We start from the raw sequence: 18031 nt of genomic DNA on the forward strand, positions 1-18031 counted from the left end.
ACGCCCTCGGCAATCCGGGGGCGTTTCTCGTCTGGTCATAGCTTCGCTGTCGCGCGCGCAGGGTGGCCCGTCTGGGCGGTCCTGCGGCTGAGGGTCTGGGCGTCCAGCTTTCGCCTCGCCTCAGTTCGACCCCACCTGACCGACAACATACTGACTCTGGCGAATCAGGTCAATGACGCTTTGAGCCGAGGGTGTGTGGAAACTCCGCTCTATGGTAGACTTCTGCATGGCTGCGGGGATCGGCATGTCAGGTTTCATCGAAGGCGTAGCGCGCGGGCAGACAGTCCTTTTCCCCGATCGGCTCGAGGACTGGATCCATGAGGATCATCTGGTCCGGGTGGTCGATCTCTTCGTAGATGAGCTTGATCTGGCTGACTTCGGCTTCGTGCGGTCGGCAGCGGCACGCACGGGTCGCCCCGGCTACCATCCTGCTGTTCTGCTCAAGCTGTTCATCTACGGCTACCTGAACCGGATCCCGTCGAGCCGCAGGCTGGAGCGCGAGGCGGGGCCGCAACGTCGGAACTGATGTGGCTGACGGGCCGGCTGGTGCCCGATCATAAGACCATCGCCGATTTCCGCCGCGACAACGGCGCTGGCATCCGCCGAACCTGCGCCCAGTTTGTGGAAGTGTGCCGCCGCATCGGTGTGCTGAAGGGCGCGTGCATTGCCATCGACGGCAGCAAGTTCCGGGCAGTGAATGCACGGGATCGCAACTTCACCAAGGGCAAGGTCGCCAGCCGCATCGCCCATCTGGAGGCGGACGTCGAACGCTACATCGCCGAGATGGTCCGCGTCGATCAACAAGAAGAAGGCGAGGTTCGGGCCGAGAAGGTCGCGCATTTGGCCAAGCGCTACGGCCGCGTCCGCCAGCACATCCAGCATCTGCAAGCTATGGATCGCGCGCTGGCCGATGCACCGGACGGTCAGATCTCCCTGACAGATCCTGACGCCCGCGCCATGGCCACGAGCGCCCGCAACAGCGGTATGGTCGGCTACAACGTCCAGACCGCCGTCGATGCGGAAACGCACCTGATCGTCGTGCATGACGTCACCAATCAGGGCCATGCACAATGGCGACAACTTCCGGGTGTTTCAGCTTATCTGGCCGGACACATCAGGCCGCTGGCCATCGGACCCCGGTGTGAGCGACCGTTACAAGTGGCTGATGCCGCTACTTTGTGAGCCCACAATTTTTCCGCTGACGGCATAGCGCCGGGTCAGATTTCTTGCTCAACGACCGTCCGCTCTGTCCCGCATAGCTGACCCACAGCCGAAACGAAAAGAGCCGCCCACGGCATTCCGGGGCGGCTCTCGTCTGTCATGTGTCAATTGCCGGGAAATCCGGCATTCACCTCAGCGCGGCGATCTTCCCCGGCTGGTATCCTGACCAGTGATCGCCCTCACCGGTGACCACTACGGGAGGCGGTGAGATGGGCTACCTGCTGAAATTGGTGATCTGGGGCCATGTCTGCCGATGGGGTGAGCCAGAACACAGGATTGAGACGAGGGTGGACGGTTTTTTGACGAGCGTCACCTACGTCTGCCAGTGCAAGGGCTGCGGACGATTTGAGCGGATCGAGGTTCCGCTGCCGCTCGATCGGAGCGCTCGACTTTCAATGCGGGCCAAGTGCCCGACCTGTGGCGGCAAGCGCATTGCCGTCGCCAATCTCCAGAACGATTGAGGCACCATCCAATGTGGACACGGCATGAACACCACGGCGGCGAATACGCCGGCCCGGCCGGCGCGCTGATCCGGCCGGAGTATCGCGGCCCGGCAACCGGCGACCGGGACAAGATCCGGCGTGCTGAGCAGCTGCGCTGGCCCCATGATGGCGGGGCAGACGACAGTCTGGCGTTTGAGGTCTGGGCGTCAGATCGGGATGTGCGCGCGGCTGGGAAGGCCCCGCCTGCGGGCTGGTTCGGTATCCGCTGCCTGACCGGCAAAGAGACCGAGGCGCGCGAGGAACTGGAAGCGCTGGGCGTAGAGGTTATCCCGCTGACCTATCGCACCCGCACATGGCCCCGGAAGAAGCGGCGCTCGGTGATCGTGGAGCGCCCGCTCTGCCCGGCATATGTCTTTGCCTTTATCCAGCCCGCCCAATGGCCACAGGTCCGCGCCTGCAATCGGGTGATCGGCTGGATTGCCGACGACAAAGGGCCATTGCCGGTCGCCAGCGCTGAGCAACTCCACAAGCTCCAGAACGCGGCGGCTGCCGGCGCCTTTGACGATACCGGGATCGAGGGTCGTCTGATGCCGGGGGACGAGCTGGAAATCCTGTTCAGCCCGCTCTCGGGCTGGCGTGTCGCCTTCATGGCCCTGCGCGGCCAGATGATCGAGGGCGAGCTTTCGATGCTGGGCACCGCGCGCAAGGCGCAGATCCCGGCTTCCGACATTCACATGAGAAAGGGGTAGCCCATGACGGTGACCATTCATGTCGGCTTTGATGCGAAGGATTTCAGCCGGAAGTCGGGCAAGCTCTTTGTCGCGGATGCGCGACCGTGCCGCGGCGGATCGTCATCGGCTCGGCCGGACCGATTAGTCTGGCCCGTGCCGCCTCGATCAGATGCTCATGCGCCCACCGCGTGATCCGGCGTTCCTTGCCGGTCGTGCAGCGCGCCTTCATGGGGCATCGGCAGCAGAAGGGCGAGGTGACGCCATGACATACTCAGATCAGGTCCGGGCCGAGGTTGCCGCCCGCTATGGCGTCCCGGTGCGCTGCAAGGTTCAGATCATTCCGCAAGGGGTGATCGCAGCCGATACCGATCCCTGGGCGACTGATGGGGCTGTCCGACGTGGACGCCTGCTCACCGCGAAAGAGCGCCAGCAGATGGCCGAGTTGCGCGACGGCGGCGCGAGCTTCCGGGAAATCGGTCGCTATCTCAACCGCAGCTACAGCCACGTCTACAGCGTTCTGGGGTGACCGCCCCTGCCCTGCTCCCGGTTTTGGCCGGGGGCAAACCCATCACAAACCGGTGAGGTTTGTTCCGTGATGTTCCGAGACAATCCGCCGCCAGGTGGGGGAATGCCAGGTGGAAATGGTCGACTAATTTCACATAAAATACAATGAAATCAATATCATAATGCGATTGATTGGCGGAGGGGAGTGGGAGTCGAACCCACCCGGGACAGTCTCGCTGCCCCAACCGGTTTTGAAGACCGACCGCCCCACCGGAGACGATTCCCTTCCTTCGCAGCGAAAAACCTAAAGACGACGTGGCCCTGGCGCAAGCGCAGACCAGACCAAGCCGGGCCGGGCCGGGCGCCTGCCGGGGGACATCCGGCCATCCACCGCCACAGGCAGCGCGCGTTAACACTTTTTTTCCAGAACGGGTGCAGATTATCCGGATATGCGGCCCGATCCATGTCGTGATCCATGTCTTGCCGGCCTGAGCAGCAAGCAAGACCCTTCATGCGAGGGATGCAGCCAGCCATGGCGTCACGGGGGCCTCCGCGACGCAGGGGGTGGTTGGGGCGACACAAGTATTGAGTGAAGCAGGGGTTACTGATGAATGCAGATATGGAACTGCGGATAACGGCAGTGCCGCTTGCCTGGCGTGCGGCGGGCGTGCTTTTCGTCGTGATCTTCGCCGCGACCCTGTTCGGAATTTATAGCCGGCCGGTGGGTTTTCTGGCCAGTATCTGGCCGGCGAATGCGATCATGCTGGGGTTGATGCTGCGCAACCCGGCCATGGCGCAGGTGCCGGGCTGGCTGGCGGGGTTTGCCGGTTTCATGGTGGGCGATCTGCTGACCGGCTCGGGGCTTGAAAAGGCGCTGGTGCTGAACCTCGCCAATATCGTCAGCATCTCGACGGCCTATGCCATCCTGATCCGGCTGCCGCGCGAGATCTGTGAACTGCGCCAGCCGGTCTCGATGCTGTGGATCTTGCTGGCGGCGCTTGGGGGCGGGTTTGCCTCGGGTCTGATTGGCGGTTTGGCCAGCCCGCGCTACTGGGGCGGCGATGTGCTCAGCGGTATCGTCTACTGGACGGCCGGCGAATTCGTCACCTTCATCGCCTTTCTGCCGGTGATCCTGTCGGCCCCGCCCCTGGCCGAGATCAGGAAATACTGGTACCGGCTGGATCTGGTGAACCGCTCCGATCTGGTTCCCGCCATGATGGTACTGCTGTCCTTCATCGCCTCGCTGCTGATCGGCGGGCCCGGCGCGGTAGCCTTCCCGGTCCTGGCGCTTCTTTGGTGCGGCCTGACATGGTCGGTCTTTGCCACGGCGGTGCTGACGCTTGTGTTTGGGGTCATGGCGCTTGGGGTGATTGCCAGCGGTATGGTTCCGCATCTGCATGGCGTACCCGACAAGGCCGCGCTGTCCTCGTTCCGTCTGGGGGCCTCGGCGATTGCGCTGGTGCCGATCACCCTCGCCATCGTGATGCACAGCCGTAACGAGTTGACCGACCGCCTGCGCTATTTGGCCAGCCATGACGCGCTGACCGGGGCGACCAACCGGGCCGCATTTCACGAACAGGCCTCAAAACGGCTTGCTGCCGCTGATCGCAGCACGGCGATGATGATGATCGACCTCGACCATTTCAAATCGGTGAATGACACCTGGGGCCATGCCGCAGGGGACGAGGTTCTGCGCGAAACCGCGCGGCGCGTGGTCCGGATGCTGCGCCCGGGTGATCTCTTCGCGCGGGTCGGCGGTGAGGAATTCGTGGTGATGATCAACGAAGTCACCCTTGAACAGGCTCAATCGGTAGCCCAGCGCCTTCTGACTGTCATCTCCGAGCAGCCGGTCAGGGTGGGGAATCCGCCAATCCTGATCGCGGTCACCACCAGTATCGGGCTGGCCGTTGCGAGGCCCGGCAGCGCGAGCTCTCCCGATGCGCTGATGCAGCAGGCCGATCATGCGCTTTATCAGGCCAAGCATGACGGGCGGAACAGGGTGGTCACCGCCGGGCTGAATGGAAAGTAGCCCATTATGGGGCGGAGCCGCGTATCTCGCCTCAGAACTTCCTTGTGTCCATGCCAGGCCAGCCACTATTCGGGGCAGATTTCTCACGCGGATCCCCGGAATGACCCGATCATGTCACGAATCTGCCCGCTTCGCCGCGCAGATTGCCGTCAGAAAGGGCCTGACAGGGGCCCGGTTCTGACAGTTGCCAAAATCGGGTCAGCTGATCAATGGACGAAAAATGACGAGACAAGGGCCCGACGCCCCACCAGGAGCAGTTCAGTTATGATCGGAAAAATTTTCCTTAGCCTGGGCCTCACGGTCCTGCTCGCCGCCTGCGGCGGTGGCGGTGGCGGCTTTGAGACCAATTACAACCAGGTCGAGCAAAGCGTGGCCCGCAACTGGCGCGTTGCCAAAGTAGAGGTAGTGGTGCCGAATTCGCTGACCGTTTCGGAGAAGAACTCCTATATGCCGAATGCCGATATCGTCTGGCATGGTGATCCGACAGGCGATCGCCGGGCACAGGTGGCTGCGATCTTCCGCGATGCGATCGGGAAAGGCACTGCCGGCCTGCGCGGGAAACAGCCTGTAACCCTGCGCGTCGTGGTGACCCAGTTCCATGCGCTGACGCCGAAAGCGCGTGGTATGGGCGGCAATGTCGGGGTCCATGATATCCGCTTTGACGCCCGGATCTATGATGGCCGCAGCGGAGAACCGCTGACTGATAATTTCCCGATCAAGGCAGATATTGCAGCCCTGGTCGGCCAGAACGCAGCAGATGCCGATGCGCGCGGCTTCACACAGAAGGTCGAGATTTCCGAGCATCTGGAGACGGTGTTCCGCAACTGGCTCGGCGGCTATGGTGATGACCCGAGAAACAGCTTCAGCCGGCTTGGCCGCTGACTAAGGTAGTATTAAGACAAACGCCGCCTGTCCGCGCGACAGGCGGCGTTTTCATTTGTAAGCACAGCCCCGGCGCCAGACAATTTGATAAAATTATTCCACCCTGCAGACAGAATCATTGAACCCACATAAAGTCTGACTTAACGCTTGTGCAGTGGCGGATCACAACGCGCCGCCCCTCGGCCTGAACAGGCACTTTCGGGGAATTTCGGGTGTCTCAGCTCAGCGATACAATCACGGCGGAATCCTCTGATCAGCAGCGTCTGCTGGCCGAGCGGTTGCGCCGGTTGCGCAAGGCCAGCGGTCTGTCGCTGCGCCAGCTGGCCGATGCGACCGGCACCTCGGCCAGTTTCCTCAGCCAGCTGGAGCGCGGCCTGACCGGCGCCAGCACCTCAACCCTGATCCGCATCGCCAATGCCTTTGGCTGCTCGATAGCCGAGCTTTTCGCCGGCACCGACAGCGCGCAGAACCCGGTATTGCGCCGCCGCGACAGGCCCACGCTGCCCGAGATGAGCGGTCATCGCAAAGCGCTCCTCTCCCGCCGACCCCTTACCCAGTTCGAGGCCTATATCTCGGAATTCGAGCCCGGCGGCTCGACAGGCGACGAGGCCTATAGCCATGGCGATTCGCATGAGATGATCCTGGTGCTGGCCGGCCAGGTGCAGATTGATCTCGGCCCGCTCAGCTATCAGCTCGATGAGGGCGACAGTATCGAATTCCAAAGTTCGGTCCCCCATCGGGTTGCCAATTCCGGCACGGGCCCGGCCTCGGTGCTGTTCGTGACTTCGCCGCCCACTTCGACCACCGGCTATCTCGACACATTCCGCGCTGGCCACAGCGAAAAATCCGGGGACGACCGGGCGCAAGCCATCGCCCGGGCAGAACGACAATAAATATAACACTTCCAACACCTTACCAACAGGGAGCAACTGCCATGAAGCTGAAAACCCTTACCGGCCTCTCGCTGGCCCTCAGCCTCGGCCTCGCCGTCCAGGCCCAGGCCGAAGGCCCCGTCGCAGGCGAGACCGCTGAAGGCTCGCTTGCCGGCAAAACGCTGACTTTCGTGTCCTATGGTGGCATCTACCAGGACGGCCAGGTCGCCGCGCTTGAGGATTTCGTCGCGAAATCCGGCGTCACGCTGCTCTCGGACGGCCCGACCGAGCTGGCGAAAATCCAGGCCCAGGTCGAATCCGGCAATGTGATGTGGGATGTCGTCGATACCGGCGATTACATGCCCTATGTCCATTGCGGCACCCTGTTCCAGAAGCTGGATTTCTCAAAGCTCGACATTTCGAAAGTGCCCGAAGGTCAGGTCGGAGAATGCTCGGTCCCTGCGATGAACTACGCGGTCATGTTCCTCTACAATAAAGAAAAATGGCCGGAAAACGGCCCGACCTCCTGGGCGGATTTCTTTGATACCGAGAAATTCCCCGGCACCCGCGGCATCCCCGGCTATGCCGAGGCCGAGGGCTATATGATCGAGCTCGCGCTCCTGAATGATGGTGTGGCGAAGGCCGATCTCTTCCCCGCCGATATCGACCGTGGCCTGAACAAATGGCGCTCGATGCGCGATGATCTGGTGCTGTGGACCACCGGCGCCGAAAGCCAGCAGATGATGGAATCGGGCGAGGTTGACATGGTCATGGTCTGGTCCGGCCGGGGCAAGGGCGCGCTTGAAAATGGCGCCAATTACCAGCCTGTCTGGCAGGATTGGGTTGTCGTCAAGGATCAGATGACGATCCCGACCGGCGTGAAGGATGTCGATGCGGCCCATGCGCTGATCAATGCCTATCTGGGCGCCGCCGCGCAGACCAAAATGGCCGAGGACACCTCTTACTCGCCGATCAATATCGACGCGAAACCGCAGGTGGATGAGCTGACGGCCTCGTTTATGACCAACACCCCCGAAAAACAGGCGATGGCCTATAACCAGAATGTGCAATACTGGGTCGATAATTACGACGTGCTCAGCGAGAAATGGGCTGAGTTCATCGCGGGGAACTGACCCTTTCCGACAGCCGCGCGCCTGAGCCTGCGCGGCAAGACTGCGGCGACCTCTGCCAGGGTCGCCGCAGCACCAAATCACAAAAGCCCTGCGCGCGCGATCCGGAGAGGTCGCCCCCTGAGCCCTCAGGATCACCGGAGGATCCATGTCAGAGCCAGAATCCAGTTCCAGTTTCAGCCGGTTCCTCTCCGGCCCCGCGTTGCTGACCCTGCCGGCGCTGGCGATCCTGATCCTTGTGATGGCGGTGCCGCTGGGCACCGTGATCAGCCGCAGCTTTACCGAGGGCGAGACGGTCCTCGAGAATTACATCTGGTTTTTCAACACGCCGGTGAACATCACCGTGCTGATCCGCACCTTCCGCATCGCCGCCGTGGTGACGCTGGTTTGCGTGATCGTGGCCTATCCTTACGCCTATGCGATGTCGGTCGTGGGGCCGCGCCTGCGGCTGATCCTGATCATGTGCGTGCTGGTGCCCTTCTGGGTTTCGGGCGTCGTCCGCACGCTGGCCTGGGTGATCCTGCTGCAAGACAGCGGTGTGATCAACAAAACGCTGCTGGCGCTTGGGTTTGACAAGGTCAAGCTGATCCGCACCCAGCTGGGTGTGACCATCGGCATGACGCAGATCCTCTTGCCCTTTATGATCATGCCGCTTTATGCCGTGATGCGCGGCATCGACCTGCGGCTGATCCAGGCGGCGAAGAGCCTCGGCGCCCATCCGGTGAAAACCTTCTTCCAGGTCTATCTGCCGCTTTCCCTGCCCGGCGTCTTCGCCGGCGCCACCATCGTCTTTATTCTGGCGCTTGGCTTTTACATCACGCCGCTGCTTCTGGGCGGCCAGCAATCCTCGATGCTGTCCACGCTGGTGCAGCAACAGGTGCTGTCGCTGCTGAACTGGGGCCGGGGCGGCGCGATGGGGGTTGTGCTGCTGGTCGCGACCTTCGGCTTCCTGGCGCTGGCCGCGCCCTTCATGCGCCAGAAATACAAGATGAGCGGAGGAGCGAGGTGAAACACTTCAATCCTGGCAAGCTGCTCCTGGGCTTGAGCGTCGCGCTGATCGCGCTCTGGCTGCTCGCGCCGACCATCGTTGTCGTACCCATGTCTTTTGCCGAGAAGAAATCTCTGGCCTTCCCGCCATCGGGCTTCTCTTTGAAATGGTACGAGAATTTCTTCACCAATCCGCAATGGTTCAACAGTTTCATCACCTCGCTGAAGGTCGCGTTGATGGTTGCCGTGGTCGCCACCGTGATCGGCACCATGGCCGCTATCGGGATCGAGCGGATGAAATCCAGGGCCGGCGGCCTGATCCGCATGCTGCTGATCACGCCGATGGTGGTGCCGGGGGTCGTGCTGGCGGTGGGCGTTTACGCGGTCTATCTGACCACCGGCCTTGTCGGCACCTGGACCGGCTATGTGCTGGCGCATACGCTGCTCGCGATCCCCTTCGTGGTGATCGCGGTCGGGGCGAACCTTGCGGTTTTCGACCAGCGGCTGGAAACGGCGGCGGCAAGCCTTGGCGCCAACCGGCTGACCACCTTCTTCACCGTCACCCTGCCCCTGATCCTGCCCGGCATCCTGTCCGGCGCGCTTTTCGCCTTTGTCACCTCGTTTGACGAGGTGATCGTGTCCCTCTTCATCACCAGCCCGCAGCTCAAGACCCTGCCGGTGCAGATCTTCTCCTCGATGACCCGCGACGCCGATCCGACCGTCGCCGCCGTCGGCTCGCTGATCTTCCTGACCACCACGCTCATCATCGGACTGGGCCTTATCTTCGGAACCCGCAAGGGGCGTAAAACATGACCAATGAACGCAAAGGCGCGGCCATCGACATCGAGGCCTGCTCGAAATTCTACGGTAATTTCACCGCGCTGGATGATGTGTCGCTCAGGGTCGAGCCGGGCGAGTTCATGTCCTTCCTCGGACCATCGGGATCGGGCAAGACCACCACGCTGAACCTGATCGCGGGCTTCACCGATCTGTCGAAAGGCGAGATCCGGCTGGGCGAGCGCCCGATCAGCAATGTCCCGGCGCATAAGCGCAATATCGGCGTGGTGTTCCAGCATTACGCGCTGTTCCCGCATATGACCGTGGCGAAGAACGTGGCCTATCCGCTGCGGCAGCGCGGGGTCGCGAAGGCCGAGCGTGACCGCCTTGTCGAAGGTGCGCTGGCCAAGGTGCATCTGGAGAAATTCGCCCATCGCTACCCGTCCGAGCTGTCGGGCGGCCAGCAGCAGCGCGTGGCGCTGGCCCGCGCGATGGTGTTCGACCCTTCGGTTCTGCTGATGGACGAACCCCTTGGCGCGCTTGACAAAAAGCTGCGCGAGGTTCTCCAGCTGGAAATCCGCCGCATCCATCGTGAGCTCGGGTCCACTTTCGTCTATGTCACCCATGACCAGGAAGAGGCGCTGGTGCTGTCGGACCGCATCGCCGTCTTCAACAAGGGCCGGATCGAGCAGGTCGGCACCGGGCATCAGCTTTATTCGAACCCGGCGACACTCTTCGTTGGCCAGTTCATCGGCGAAAGTTCGATCCTGCGCGGCAGCCACCGGGTGAATGGCGATCAGACCGCGCTGGATATCGGCGGCGTCATCGTCTCGGCGCCGGGCACCCCGAAAACGGGCGGCGCCCAGGTGATCCTCCTGCGCCCCGAGGATGTCACCGTCCAGGCCCCCGGCACCGGCCCGCGCGACGGGCGAAGCAATGTGATCCAGGGCAAAGTGCGCGAGGCGATCTATCTCGGCTCGGCGATGAAATATGAGGTGATCCTTGCCGACGGCACGCCCATCGTGGCGCGCACCGCCACGCAAGGCGAGGCATTCGGGATCGGCGCCAGCATTGAGCTGGCCTGGAACCCGCTCGATGGCAGGCTCCTGACCGATGACGGCTCGGTAGGCGGGCATTAAGTCGGGGGCACTAACAGGTGATGAACATGCAAGCGAAAAAAAACGGCGGCGTCTCGTTCTGGTATGAGAATATCGGCGGCACGCCCGGCTACCGCGCAGCCCTGCCGGGCGATATCGAGGTCGATATCTGCATCGTGGGCGCCGGCTATACCGGGCTCTGGACGGCCTGGTATCTGACCGAGATCGAGCCTGGCCTGAAGATCGCTGTGGTGGAAAAGGAATTCGCGGGCTTTGGCGCCTCGGGCCGCAATGGCGGCTGGTGCTCGGGGGAATTTTCCTGGAGCCGCAACAAATACCTCTCCACCGGCACCCGCGAGGGCGTGATCGAATTCGAGCGCCAGCTGCGCGGCACCGTCGCCGAGGTCAAGCGGGTGACTGAAAAGGAAGGCATTGATTGCGACTTCCTGATGACCGATTGCCTGACCTTCGCCCAGACCCCGGCGCAATGGGAACGCCTGCAGGAAGATCACGCAACGGCGATGTCGTGGCAGGTGCCTGCGACGCGGCTGGAGCTGATCGACGGCGCCGAGGCCGCCTCGCGCATCCGGGTGCCGAATGCGAAAGGCGCGCTGGTGCGCCATAACGTGGCCCGGGTGCAGCCGGCGAAACTGGTGCGGGGCCTTGCCGAAGCGGTCGAGCGGCGCGGCGTCAGGATCTATGAACAAACTGCTGTCATCAGCATCGAAAAGGGCCGCGTGATCACCAGCCGCGGTACGGTGAAGGCCAAACGTGTGGTGCGCGCGACCGAAGGCTTCACCCATGGCATCAAGGGCCAGGAACGCGAATGGCTGCCGCTGAATTCGGCGCAGATCGTGACCGAGCCGCTGCCCGATGCCCTTTGGGACGAGATCGGCTGGGATCAGTTCCAGCTGCTGGCGGATGCCAGCCACGCCTATTGCTACTCGCAGCGCACCGCCGATAATCGCATCGTCATGGGCGGGCGCGGTGTGCCGTATCGGTTTGGCTCAAAGACCGATGTGAACGGCCAGACCCAGCCCGCAACGGTCGAGGCGCTGATCGAGATCCTTTACCGCATGCTGCCGCAGACCAGAGGCCTGTCGATCGATCACGCCTGGTGCGGTGTGCTGGGCGTGCCGCGCGACTGGTGCACCACCGCCGGCATGGACCCGAATACCGGCATGGCCTGGGCCGGTGGCTATGTGGGCCTCGGCGTTTCGACCTCGAACTTCTCGGGCCAGACGCTGGCCGACCTGGTGCTTGACCGCAAGACCGAGCGCACCACCCTCCCCTGGGTCAACCGCCGCCCGAAGAAATGGGAGATCGAACCCTTCCGCTGGCTCGGAGTCCACGGGATGTACTGGCTTTATCATCTCGCCGACCGCCAGGAGGCCCGCTCGGGCGGCACCAAAAGCTCGCCGCTTGCCAAATTCGCCAATAAACTGACCGGCCGTTAAGGCCGCAGGAGACAGCCATGATTGATCTTTCCGTCTTCACCGCCCTTGCAGGGATCGACCTCGGCCAGCTGAAAGACAAGCCGACCACGCTGAACCCGGGCCAGCAAGAGGCCGCCCATTCGCTCTGGACCTCGCCGGATGGCACGCTGGATATCGGCATCTGGGAATGCACCCCGGGCCAGTTCACCGCCGACCGTTCGGCTGCGGCCGAGTTTTGCTATTTCCTGCAAGGCAAGATCGTGATGACCCATCTCGACGGCACGAAAAAGACCCTCGGGCCGGGCGATGCGATCATGTTGCCGAAAGGCTGGAAAGGCACCTGGGAAATCCAGGAACATACCCGCAAGATCTACGCCTTTTTCGAGGGCTGAGCGCCCTTCTCCCTGACCGGAAGAAGACAGGGGGGCGATCACTCGCCCCCCTTTTCACAGCCTGGCGGGGCCGCGAAAGGGGTAATCAGTCTTCTTCGTCGCCGTGACGCTCGCCTTGCATCAGCGGGCGAAAACTGTCGCCGCGCCGGTCCTGGAAGGGCTCCAGCATGGCCCGCACCTCGCCCTGCGCCGGCAGTTGCGGTCGGAAACTGGCCGGCAGATATTTCAATGCCTTCAGACGCTTGAACAAGGCCGCGAAATCCACCTCGCCGACCGAACGGAAATCGGCCCGCGCCGCCTCGCCCGCCACCCAGTCATTCACGATGACATTGATCACATCGGGCGTCACCCCGATGAAATTGCGAAATTGCAGATCGTAATCGGCAATATTGGCCGAAGAGCGGCGCAGGATCATCGCGACCCGCCCGCCCGGAGGCATCACATAGGCCGCCAGATGCAGCGCCGATCCGTCCAGCGCCACGATCACTTTCGCTGCCTTGTAGCGCGCGATCTGCACCTCAAGCGGGTGGCGCTCGGGGTGGAAGATCTCGAAACCGGCGCGTTCCAGGTTTTCCTCGATCACCTTCTCGCCCAGGATGCCGCCCTTGATCGCCGGCAGGCGGGCGCGCGAGACATAGAGCTTCTCCCCCCCCTCGGCCGGGGCGGCGGCGCGCAGGCGGCTTTGCATGAAATCGCGGTAAGCGGGCGATCCGGCATAGCGCTCAAGCCAGCCGAAACCCAGCTCGGGCACGATCAGCCGCTCGACCCGCTGCACATCGCCGAAAGTGCGGACCGGGATGTCGATCCCGAGCAGCTTAAAGAACGGCGCCTGACCTTTGATCGCCTTTTCAATCGCCTTCACATCGCCGCGATAGGGCAGATAGAGGATGCTTTCCGGCGGTTCCGCCAGATGGTCCAGCGCCCAGAGCCTGGCCGAGGATTCCACCAGGAAATGGCCAAAATGGCCACGGAAATGACCGCCGTAAAGATGGGTTCCGGGCAAATCGCGGATGTTGTCCTTCGCCGAGATCACCGGTGCCGGGGTGGATTTCTTTGCCCGGATCCAGGCCTCTGACAGCGCGCACCAGTTCCCATCGGCATGAAGCACCCCCGAAGCCAGCGCCTGATCGTGATCGCGCTCGGGCACGATCAGCGCGCCTTGCAGGGTCAGGATCTCACCGGCAAAGGGCGGGCGCAGATCGGGATGCGGGACAATGCGGCGGCTGTCCTCGCCGCCTTGCCATGCATCGGCCTGCCGCGCGGCGGCTTTGCTTTCCCTGCGCGCGCGGCGTTCGGCGCGACTTATCGGGTTCTCGCCGCGCGCCATGCGCTCAAGCTTCCAGGCCAGCTTGCGCAGTTCAGGCCGGGCCGGATCGCGCTGGAAAATCCTGCGCGCGACAAGGGCGCTCAGCGCCGGATGGCCCCTGGTCTCGCCCGCGCGCAAGAGTGCGTTTTGCCAGATGCCGACCTCGCGCCGGCCGCGCATGTGACGGTTGACCGCCGGACGGTCCATGCGGCCCAGCACCAGGCCACTGATCAGATCCGACAGCAGCTCGACATGGCGAAATTCGCGCAACATGCGGTGGCCGGCGAAATTGAGATGCACTTTCTCGATATTCGCGCCCTGAAAGCGGTTGGCATGCAGCCGGTCGGTCGGGTTGAACGGGTCATAGATCAGCCAGACCCGCGCCGCAGCGGTCAGCGAGGCCGCCGCATCACGCAGGGGCAGATCCTGCCAGTCGTAACTTTTTGTGGGATGCGGATAGCGCGTGTCGAACGGCGCCAGATCGCGCGCAAGCGTCGATTGCGGCGAGAAAGCCACGACCTCGACCCCGGGCACCAGCGCCGACAAGGACAGGGCCGCGAAAGCCCCCATCGAGGTTCCGATAAATACAACCCGCCGGAATCGTTCAAAGAACCCCGCTTCACGCAGATCGGTGATCATCTGTTGCGCATCGGCATTGCGATACCAGTCGCGCCGCGAGGCAAGGATGCCAAGGATCGAGACATCCATTTTTATCGCGCGGCCCAGCAGCCAGGGCTGATGCGGTTCATGGGCGCCGATCGAGGTCACATTGTCGAAAGTCACCATCAACACATCGGGGTGACCACCGGCGCCTGCCTCGACGAACCAGGCATCGACCAGCCCGCCTTGCAGGAAGAAGCTGCTCTTTTGCGCGGCGGCGGCGGCAGACGGATCGGCCTCCGGCCTCGGCAGAAAAGCCGGGCGGGCGACGCGTTTCCTGGCCGGGGCGGCACCCTCTGCGGTAGCTTCTGCGGCACCCTCTCCGGCCCCCTCTGCGGCCATCTCCGCCGCCAGGTCTTCGCCCGTTCCATCCTTGTCGGTGTCGTCCATATCTGGCCCGCGTATATCTGGCCCGCCCATATCAGACCCGCCCATATCAGACCCGGCGCCAGACATGCACGCGTGAGGCGCTGTGCTCCTGGTCAAAGCTCAGGCCGGCGGCGGTGAAAAGGCTGGCGCATTCCTGCATCCCCTCGCGGCCGTAAACATCCTTGTGCATTTCCAGCACGAAAGTGTTGACCGCCGACAGATCGGCATGGCGAAGGAAATCCAGCTCCCCGCCCTCGATATCCATCATAATCGTGTCATGCGGGTATTCTTTGGTCAGATCGCTGTAGCGCAGCACCGGCACCTCGACCGCGCGGGTCTTCTTGCCCGGCAGTTCCGCCAGCGACGAGCCGAGGAAATTCCCCGCCACGTTGAAACTGACCGTCTCGGGCGCATCGGGCGCGCTGAACACCACCGCATGGCGGACCGAGATCACATCCTGCAACCCGTTATGCGCGTAAAGCCGGTTGATATGTGGCAAAAGGCCCGGATTGGCCTCGATCGACAGGATCGAAGCCGGCGCACAATTCTTTGCCAGCACAGCACCGACCACCCCGGCCCCCGCCCCCATCTCGAGGATGCGCGCAGCCTTGGGGATCACGGCAAGACCGCAGCGGATCTCCTGGCCCTCATAGCGGCCATTGTTCATCGCCTCGATCATGCGCGGGCCCAGGATGGGTGCATCGGGCACTTCGACACCATGACAGGTTGCGACGATGGTGATGGTTGCCTCGGTCATTCTTTAACTGCCCGTCTTTTTTACTGCTGCACTCTGCCAAATCATAACCGCAAGACTATGGCGGCAGTTGGGCGCAATCCATACGAAACCTGGCGATTGTTCTGCAATCGGGTAAGATCATAGGGGGAAAAACGTCGAAATTTCTCAGCTTTCCCGCCTTACCCCTGCCCGGAATGCCAGGCTAGACAGGGACAGAGCGCAGGAGACGTATAATGAGTGAGGCGAAAACAGGGGCCAGCGGGAAAGCCGGAAGCAAAGCGGCGGGCGGCAAGGCATCTGTGGGCAAGGCATCTGCGGGCGGGGCATCTGCGGGCGGGGCGGCTCAGGCAAAACCGGGCGCCGGAAAGCAGCAGGGTAAGGCGCAACCGGGCAAGGCTCAGCAGGTTAAGGCTCAGCAGGTTAAGGCCCGGCAGGCTGACGCCCCGCAGGGCAAATCCGCCCAGGGCAAGCCGGCGAAGGGCAAATCCGCCCCACCGCTCCGCCCCGGCGTGACACGCGGCGCCTCGGAGATTTTTGCCACCGTTCCCTTTTCGCTGCAACGCCATGCCAGTCCGCATGGCCAGGTCACTGCGGTTTCGATGATGAAGGATGAGGGCCCCTATGTGATCGAATGGGTGGCGCATCACCTGGCGGTCGGCTTCTCGGATCTGGTCGTCTACACCAATGACTGCTCGGACGGCACCGATGACATGCTGATCCGGCTGGAGGAGCTGGGGCTGGCCCATCACCGCCGCAATGTGATCCCCGAAGGCATCCGCCCGCAGCCCTCGGCGCTGAACTATGCCCAGGAAGAACCGGTCGTGGGCCAGTCCGACTGGGTGATGGTGTTTGATGCCGATGAGTTCCTGTCGATCCGTTACGGCGACGGCACGCTGGATGATCTGATCGCCGCCGCCAAAGCCCAGGACGCCAATGGGATCGTGGTGACCTGGCGCATTTTCGGCTCGGGCGGGGTCGTCGACTGGTCCACCGCGCCGGTGTCAGAGCAATATCTGTTGGCCGCGCCGCAGGACTGGAACAAGGGCTGGGGCGTTAAGACGCTGTTCCAATTCGATCCGGAGAACTGGAAGCTCGGCATCCACCGCCCCAAGATGAAGACCAAAGCCATCAAGGCCGGTTTTGCCGATCAGGTGAAATGGCTGAACGGCTCGGGCCGCGAGATGGAGGATTACTTCAAGTTTCGCGGCTGGCGCTCGATCACCCGGACGGTCGGCTATGACTGGGTGCAGCTTAATCATTATGCGGTGAAATCCGTGGACAGCTACGCGATCCGCAAGCTGCGCGGCAATGTCAACAATAAGAAAGATAAGTATAATTCGGATTACTGGTCGCTTCAGGACCGCAATGAGGTCCGTGACGACACCATGCTGCGCTATACGGCGCGGCGGGACGAGATCATTCTGGAACTGCTGAAAGATCCGGTGCTGGCGCGGCTGCATCAGGCGGCGCTGGCGCGGGTGGATCAGCGCCTCACTGAAATCCGCGGCACCGAGGCCTATACCGCCCTGGTCGCCGATCTGGCCAGGGCCAGCCAGGTGCCGATCCATGAGATCGTCGCCAAACCGCCCCAGGCGCGCGACCCGGAAAAGATCGCCGCCCTGATGAGCGATATCGAAAAGACCCGCAATGAGGCCGCCCGCGAAAAGCGCAAATCCGAACCGCGCGAGGCGGTGGAGGCGCTGCCCTCGGGCCTCTATGTCAGCCAGCCGCGCGCCAATGCCGCCTATGCCGGCGAATGGGTGGCGAACCATGGCGTCGAATTGCCGCTGGATCCGGGTGTGTTCACCGCACCCGGCCTCGCCCTGATCGCGAAGGGGAAGTTTGATCGCGGCCTCGCACGGCGCCTGCCGCAGATCCTGCCGCAAAAGGCGCGGGTGACCGAGGCCGGCGCCGGGATCGGCTTTTTGTCGGCGCATCTGGCCCAGGTTCGCCCCGATCTGCAGCTGAGCGTGACCGAGGCCGATCCGGAACTGCGCCGGATGCTGGATCTGGTCTGGTCCCGCAATGACCGGCGCCCGGGTGACAGGCTGAGCCTGTTTGAGGACAGCGCCCTGCCCGGACTGATCGCCGCGACCGCGCCCGATGTGCTTTTGCTGGCCGATCCGCGCATCACGCCCGAGCTGCTGGCCCGCATCCTTGCCGGCGTAAGCCCGGTGCAGATCTATCTTTACGGCCGCCTTCTGGACGCCGGCCGCCCCAGGCTGGACGAGTATGCCGCCGTGATGGAGGAGGGCTATATCGCTGCCCCAGGCTTTGATGCCGGGCTGACATTGTTCCGGATCGCGAAAAACTCCGCCGGGGCTGCCGCATCGTGATACGCGTGAAAATTCACCTTCCCGCCACCATTGCGCCACAGGAAAACCCTCGCACCAGGGTCAGTTCATGGTCAAATTCAGCCGGGATCCGAGCAGGTCTCTTTTGGGGGATGCAGCAATACT

Annotated in this window: 16 protein-coding genes, 1 tRNA gene and 2 pseudogenes; 15 read left to right on the top strand and 4 right to left on the bottom strand. The window is 63.0% G+C overall.

Annotated features, from left to right (window positions below; translation table 11 throughout):
* Nucleotides 1-244 precede the first annotated feature (244 nt).
* From DRF71_RS20650 to DRF71_RS20660, 4 genes and pseudogenes are all read left to right on the top strand, one after another.
* A pseudogene (locus DRF71_RS20650) lies at nt 245-1062 on the top strand (transposase); the annotation flags it as partial.
* 1 nt (nt 1063) lies between these two features.
* Complete coding sequence (locus DRF71_RS29535) at nt 1064-1210, top strand: hypothetical protein (protein ID WP_408634559.1); 147 nt, start codon at nt 1064-1066, stop codon at nt 1208-1210.
* Nucleotides 1211-1430: 220 nt separating this feature from the next.
* Entirely contained in the window at nt 1431-1682 is a 252-nt protein-coding gene (locus DRF71_RS20655) for a hypothetical protein (protein ID WP_112312427.1), read from the top strand.
* 11 nt (nt 1683-1693) lie between these two features.
* On the top strand, nt 1694-2413 hold the full coding sequence (locus DRF71_RS20660) for a transcription termination/antitermination NusG family protein (protein ID WP_112312428.1): 720 nt from the start codon (nt 1694-1696) through the stop codon (nt 2411-2413).
* A gap of 73 nt (nt 2414-2486) precedes the next feature.
* Here DRF71_RS20660 and DRF71_RS27640 read toward each other — a convergent pair.
* Nucleotides 2487-2639: pseudogene (locus tag DRF71_RS27640) on the bottom strand (IS5/IS1182 family transposase); the annotation flags it as partial.
* Between the two features lie 18 nt (nt 2640-2657).
* Between DRF71_RS27640 and DRF71_RS20665 the strand changes: the two are divergent.
* On the top strand, nt 2658-2921 hold the full coding sequence (locus tag DRF71_RS20665; protein WP_112312429.1) for a helix-turn-helix domain-containing protein: 264 nt from the start codon (nt 2658-2660) through the stop codon (nt 2919-2921).
* Nucleotides 2922-3092: 171 nt separating this feature from the next.
* Here the strand turns inward: DRF71_RS20665 and DRF71_RS27645 are convergent.
* A tRNA-Sec gene (locus DRF71_RS27645) sits at nt 3093-3188 on the bottom strand.
* 318 nt (nt 3189-3506) lie between these two features.
* Between DRF71_RS27645 and DRF71_RS20670 the strand changes: the two genes are divergently transcribed.
* From DRF71_RS20670 to DRF71_RS20710, 9 genes are all read left to right on the top strand, one after another.
* Nucleotides 3507-4928: a GGDEF domain-containing protein gene (locus tag DRF71_RS20670; RefSeq protein WP_112312430.1), complete on the top strand. Its 1422-nt coding sequence runs from the start codon at nt 3507-3509 to the stop codon at nt 4926-4928.
* 264 nt (nt 4929-5192) lie between these two features.
* Nucleotides 5193-5810: a DUF6778 family protein gene (locus tag DRF71_RS20675; protein ID WP_112312431.1), complete on the top strand. Its 618-nt coding sequence runs from the start codon at nt 5193-5195 to the stop codon at nt 5808-5810.
* Between the two features lie 212 nt (nt 5811-6022).
* Nucleotides 6023-6703 (top strand): helix-turn-helix domain-containing protein, encoded by a 681-nt coding sequence (locus DRF71_RS20680; RefSeq protein WP_198672300.1) that lies wholly within the window; start codon nt 6023-6025, stop codon nt 6701-6703.
* A 41-nt stretch (nt 6704-6744) separates the two neighbouring features.
* Complete coding sequence (locus tag DRF71_RS20685; RefSeq protein ID WP_112312432.1) at nt 6745-7815, top strand: extracellular solute-binding protein; 1071 nt, start codon at nt 6745-6747, stop codon at nt 7813-7815.
* A gap of 145 nt (nt 7816-7960) precedes the next feature.
* The gene (locus tag DRF71_RS20690) at nt 7961-8821 is read left to right on the top strand and encodes an ABC transporter permease (RefSeq protein WP_112312433.1); all 861 of its coding nucleotides are present in this window, start codon (nt 7961-7963) and stop codon (nt 8819-8821) included.
* On the top strand, nt 8818-9612 hold the full coding sequence (locus DRF71_RS20695) for an ABC transporter permease (RefSeq protein WP_112312434.1): 795 nt from the start codon (nt 8818-8820) through the stop codon (nt 9610-9612). Before DRF71_RS20690 ends, DRF71_RS20695 begins: the two co-directional genes overlap by 4 nt.
* Nucleotides 9609-10715: an ABC transporter ATP-binding protein gene (locus DRF71_RS20700; RefSeq protein WP_112312435.1), complete on the top strand. Its 1107-nt coding sequence runs from the start codon at nt 9609-9611 to the stop codon at nt 10713-10715. Before DRF71_RS20695 ends, DRF71_RS20700 begins: the two co-directional genes overlap by 4 nt.
* Nucleotides 10716-10741: 26 nt before the next feature.
* Nucleotides 10742-12130 (top strand): NAD(P)/FAD-dependent oxidoreductase, encoded by a 1389-nt coding sequence (locus DRF71_RS20705; RefSeq protein WP_112312719.1) that lies wholly within the window; start codon nt 10742-10744, stop codon nt 12128-12130.
* A gap of 17 nt (nt 12131-12147) precedes the next feature.
* Nucleotides 12148-12501 carry a cupin domain-containing protein gene (locus DRF71_RS20710; RefSeq protein WP_112312436.1) on the top strand — a complete coding sequence of 118 codons (354 nt, stop codon included), beginning with the start codon at nt 12148-12150 and terminating at the stop codon, nt 12499-12501.
* An 85-nt stretch (nt 12502-12586) separates the two neighbouring features.
* Here DRF71_RS20710 and DRF71_RS20715 read toward each other — a convergent pair whose 3' ends face one another.
* Together DRF71_RS20715 and DRF71_RS20720 are read right to left on the bottom strand one after the other, a co-directional pair.
* On the bottom strand, nt 12587-14857 hold the full coding sequence (locus DRF71_RS20715) for a glycosyltransferase family 61 protein (protein WP_157971213.1): 2271 nt from the start codon (nt 14855-14857) through the stop codon (nt 12587-12589).
* Nucleotides 14858-14903: 46 nt separating this feature from the next.
* Nucleotides 14904-15593 carry an FkbM family methyltransferase gene (locus DRF71_RS20720; RefSeq protein ID WP_112312438.1) on the bottom strand — a complete coding sequence of 230 codons (690 nt, stop codon included), beginning with the start codon at nt 15591-15593 and terminating at the stop codon, nt 14904-14906.
* A gap of 212 nt (nt 15594-15805) precedes the next feature.
* Here DRF71_RS20720 and DRF71_RS20725 point away from each other — a divergent pair, with 212 nt between their 5' ends.
* Nucleotides 15806-17908 (top strand): glycosyltransferase family 2 protein, encoded by a 2103-nt coding sequence (locus DRF71_RS20725; protein ID WP_232831615.1) that lies wholly within the window; start codon nt 15806-15808, stop codon nt 17906-17908.
* Nucleotides 17909-18031: the final 123 nt, after the last annotated feature.

The organism is Pseudogemmobacter bohemicus, from assembly GCF_003290025.1.
Lineage (GTDB): Bacteria > Pseudomonadota > Alphaproteobacteria > Rhodobacterales > Rhodobacteraceae > Pseudogemmobacter > Pseudogemmobacter bohemicus.

Excerpts from the sequence above, each read along its gene's own strand:
- DRF71_RS20705 (WP_112312719.1), top strand. The coding sequence starts at position 10,742 with ATGCAAGCGAAAAAAAACGGCGGCGTCTCGTTCTGGTATGAGAATATC.
- DRF71_RS20725 (WP_232831615.1), top strand. The coding sequence starts at position 15,806 with ATGAGTGAGGCGAAAACAGGGGCCAGCGGGAAAGCCGGAAGCAAAGCG.
- DRF71_RS20720 (WP_112312438.1), bottom strand. The coding sequence starts at position 15,593 with ATGACCGAGGCAACCATCACCATCGTCGCAACCTGTCATGGTGTCGAA.
- DRF71_RS20715 (WP_157971213.1), bottom strand. The coding sequence starts at position 14,857 with ATGGACGACACCGACAAGGATGGAACGGGCGAAGACCTGGCGGCGGAG.
- DRF71_RS29535 (WP_408634559.1), top strand. The coding sequence starts at position 1,064 with ATGCACAATGGCGACAACTTCCGGGTGTTTCAGCTTATCTGGCCGGAC.
- DRF71_RS20685 (WP_112312432.1), top strand. The coding sequence starts at position 6,745 with ATGAAGCTGAAAACCCTTACCGGCCTCTCGCTGGCCCTCAGCCTCGGC.
- DRF71_RS20690 (WP_112312433.1), top strand. The coding sequence starts at position 7,961 with ATGTCAGAGCCAGAATCCAGTTCCAGTTTCAGCCGGTTCCTCTCCGGC.
- DRF71_RS20675 (WP_112312431.1), top strand. The coding sequence starts at position 5,193 with ATGATCGGAAAAATTTTCCTTAGCCTGGGCCTCACGGTCCTGCTCGCC.
- DRF71_RS20700 (WP_112312435.1), top strand. The coding sequence starts at position 9,609 with ATGACCAATGAACGCAAAGGCGCGGCCATCGACATCGAGGCCTGCTCG.
- DRF71_RS20710 (WP_112312436.1), top strand. The coding sequence starts at position 12,148 with ATGATTGATCTTTCCGTCTTCACCGCCCTTGCAGGGATCGACCTCGGC.
- DRF71_RS20670 (WP_112312430.1), top strand. The coding sequence starts at position 3,507 with ATGAATGCAGATATGGAACTGCGGATAACGGCAGTGCCGCTTGCCTGG.
- DRF71_RS20660 (WP_112312428.1), top strand. The coding sequence starts at position 1,694 with ATGTGGACACGGCATGAACACCACGGCGGCGAATACGCCGGCCCGGCC.
- DRF71_RS20655 (WP_112312427.1), top strand. The coding sequence starts at position 1,431 with ATGGGCTACCTGCTGAAATTGGTGATCTGGGGCCATGTCTGCCGATGG.
- DRF71_RS20665 (WP_112312429.1), top strand. The coding sequence starts at position 2,658 with ATGACATACTCAGATCAGGTCCGGGCCGAGGTTGCCGCCCGCTATGGC.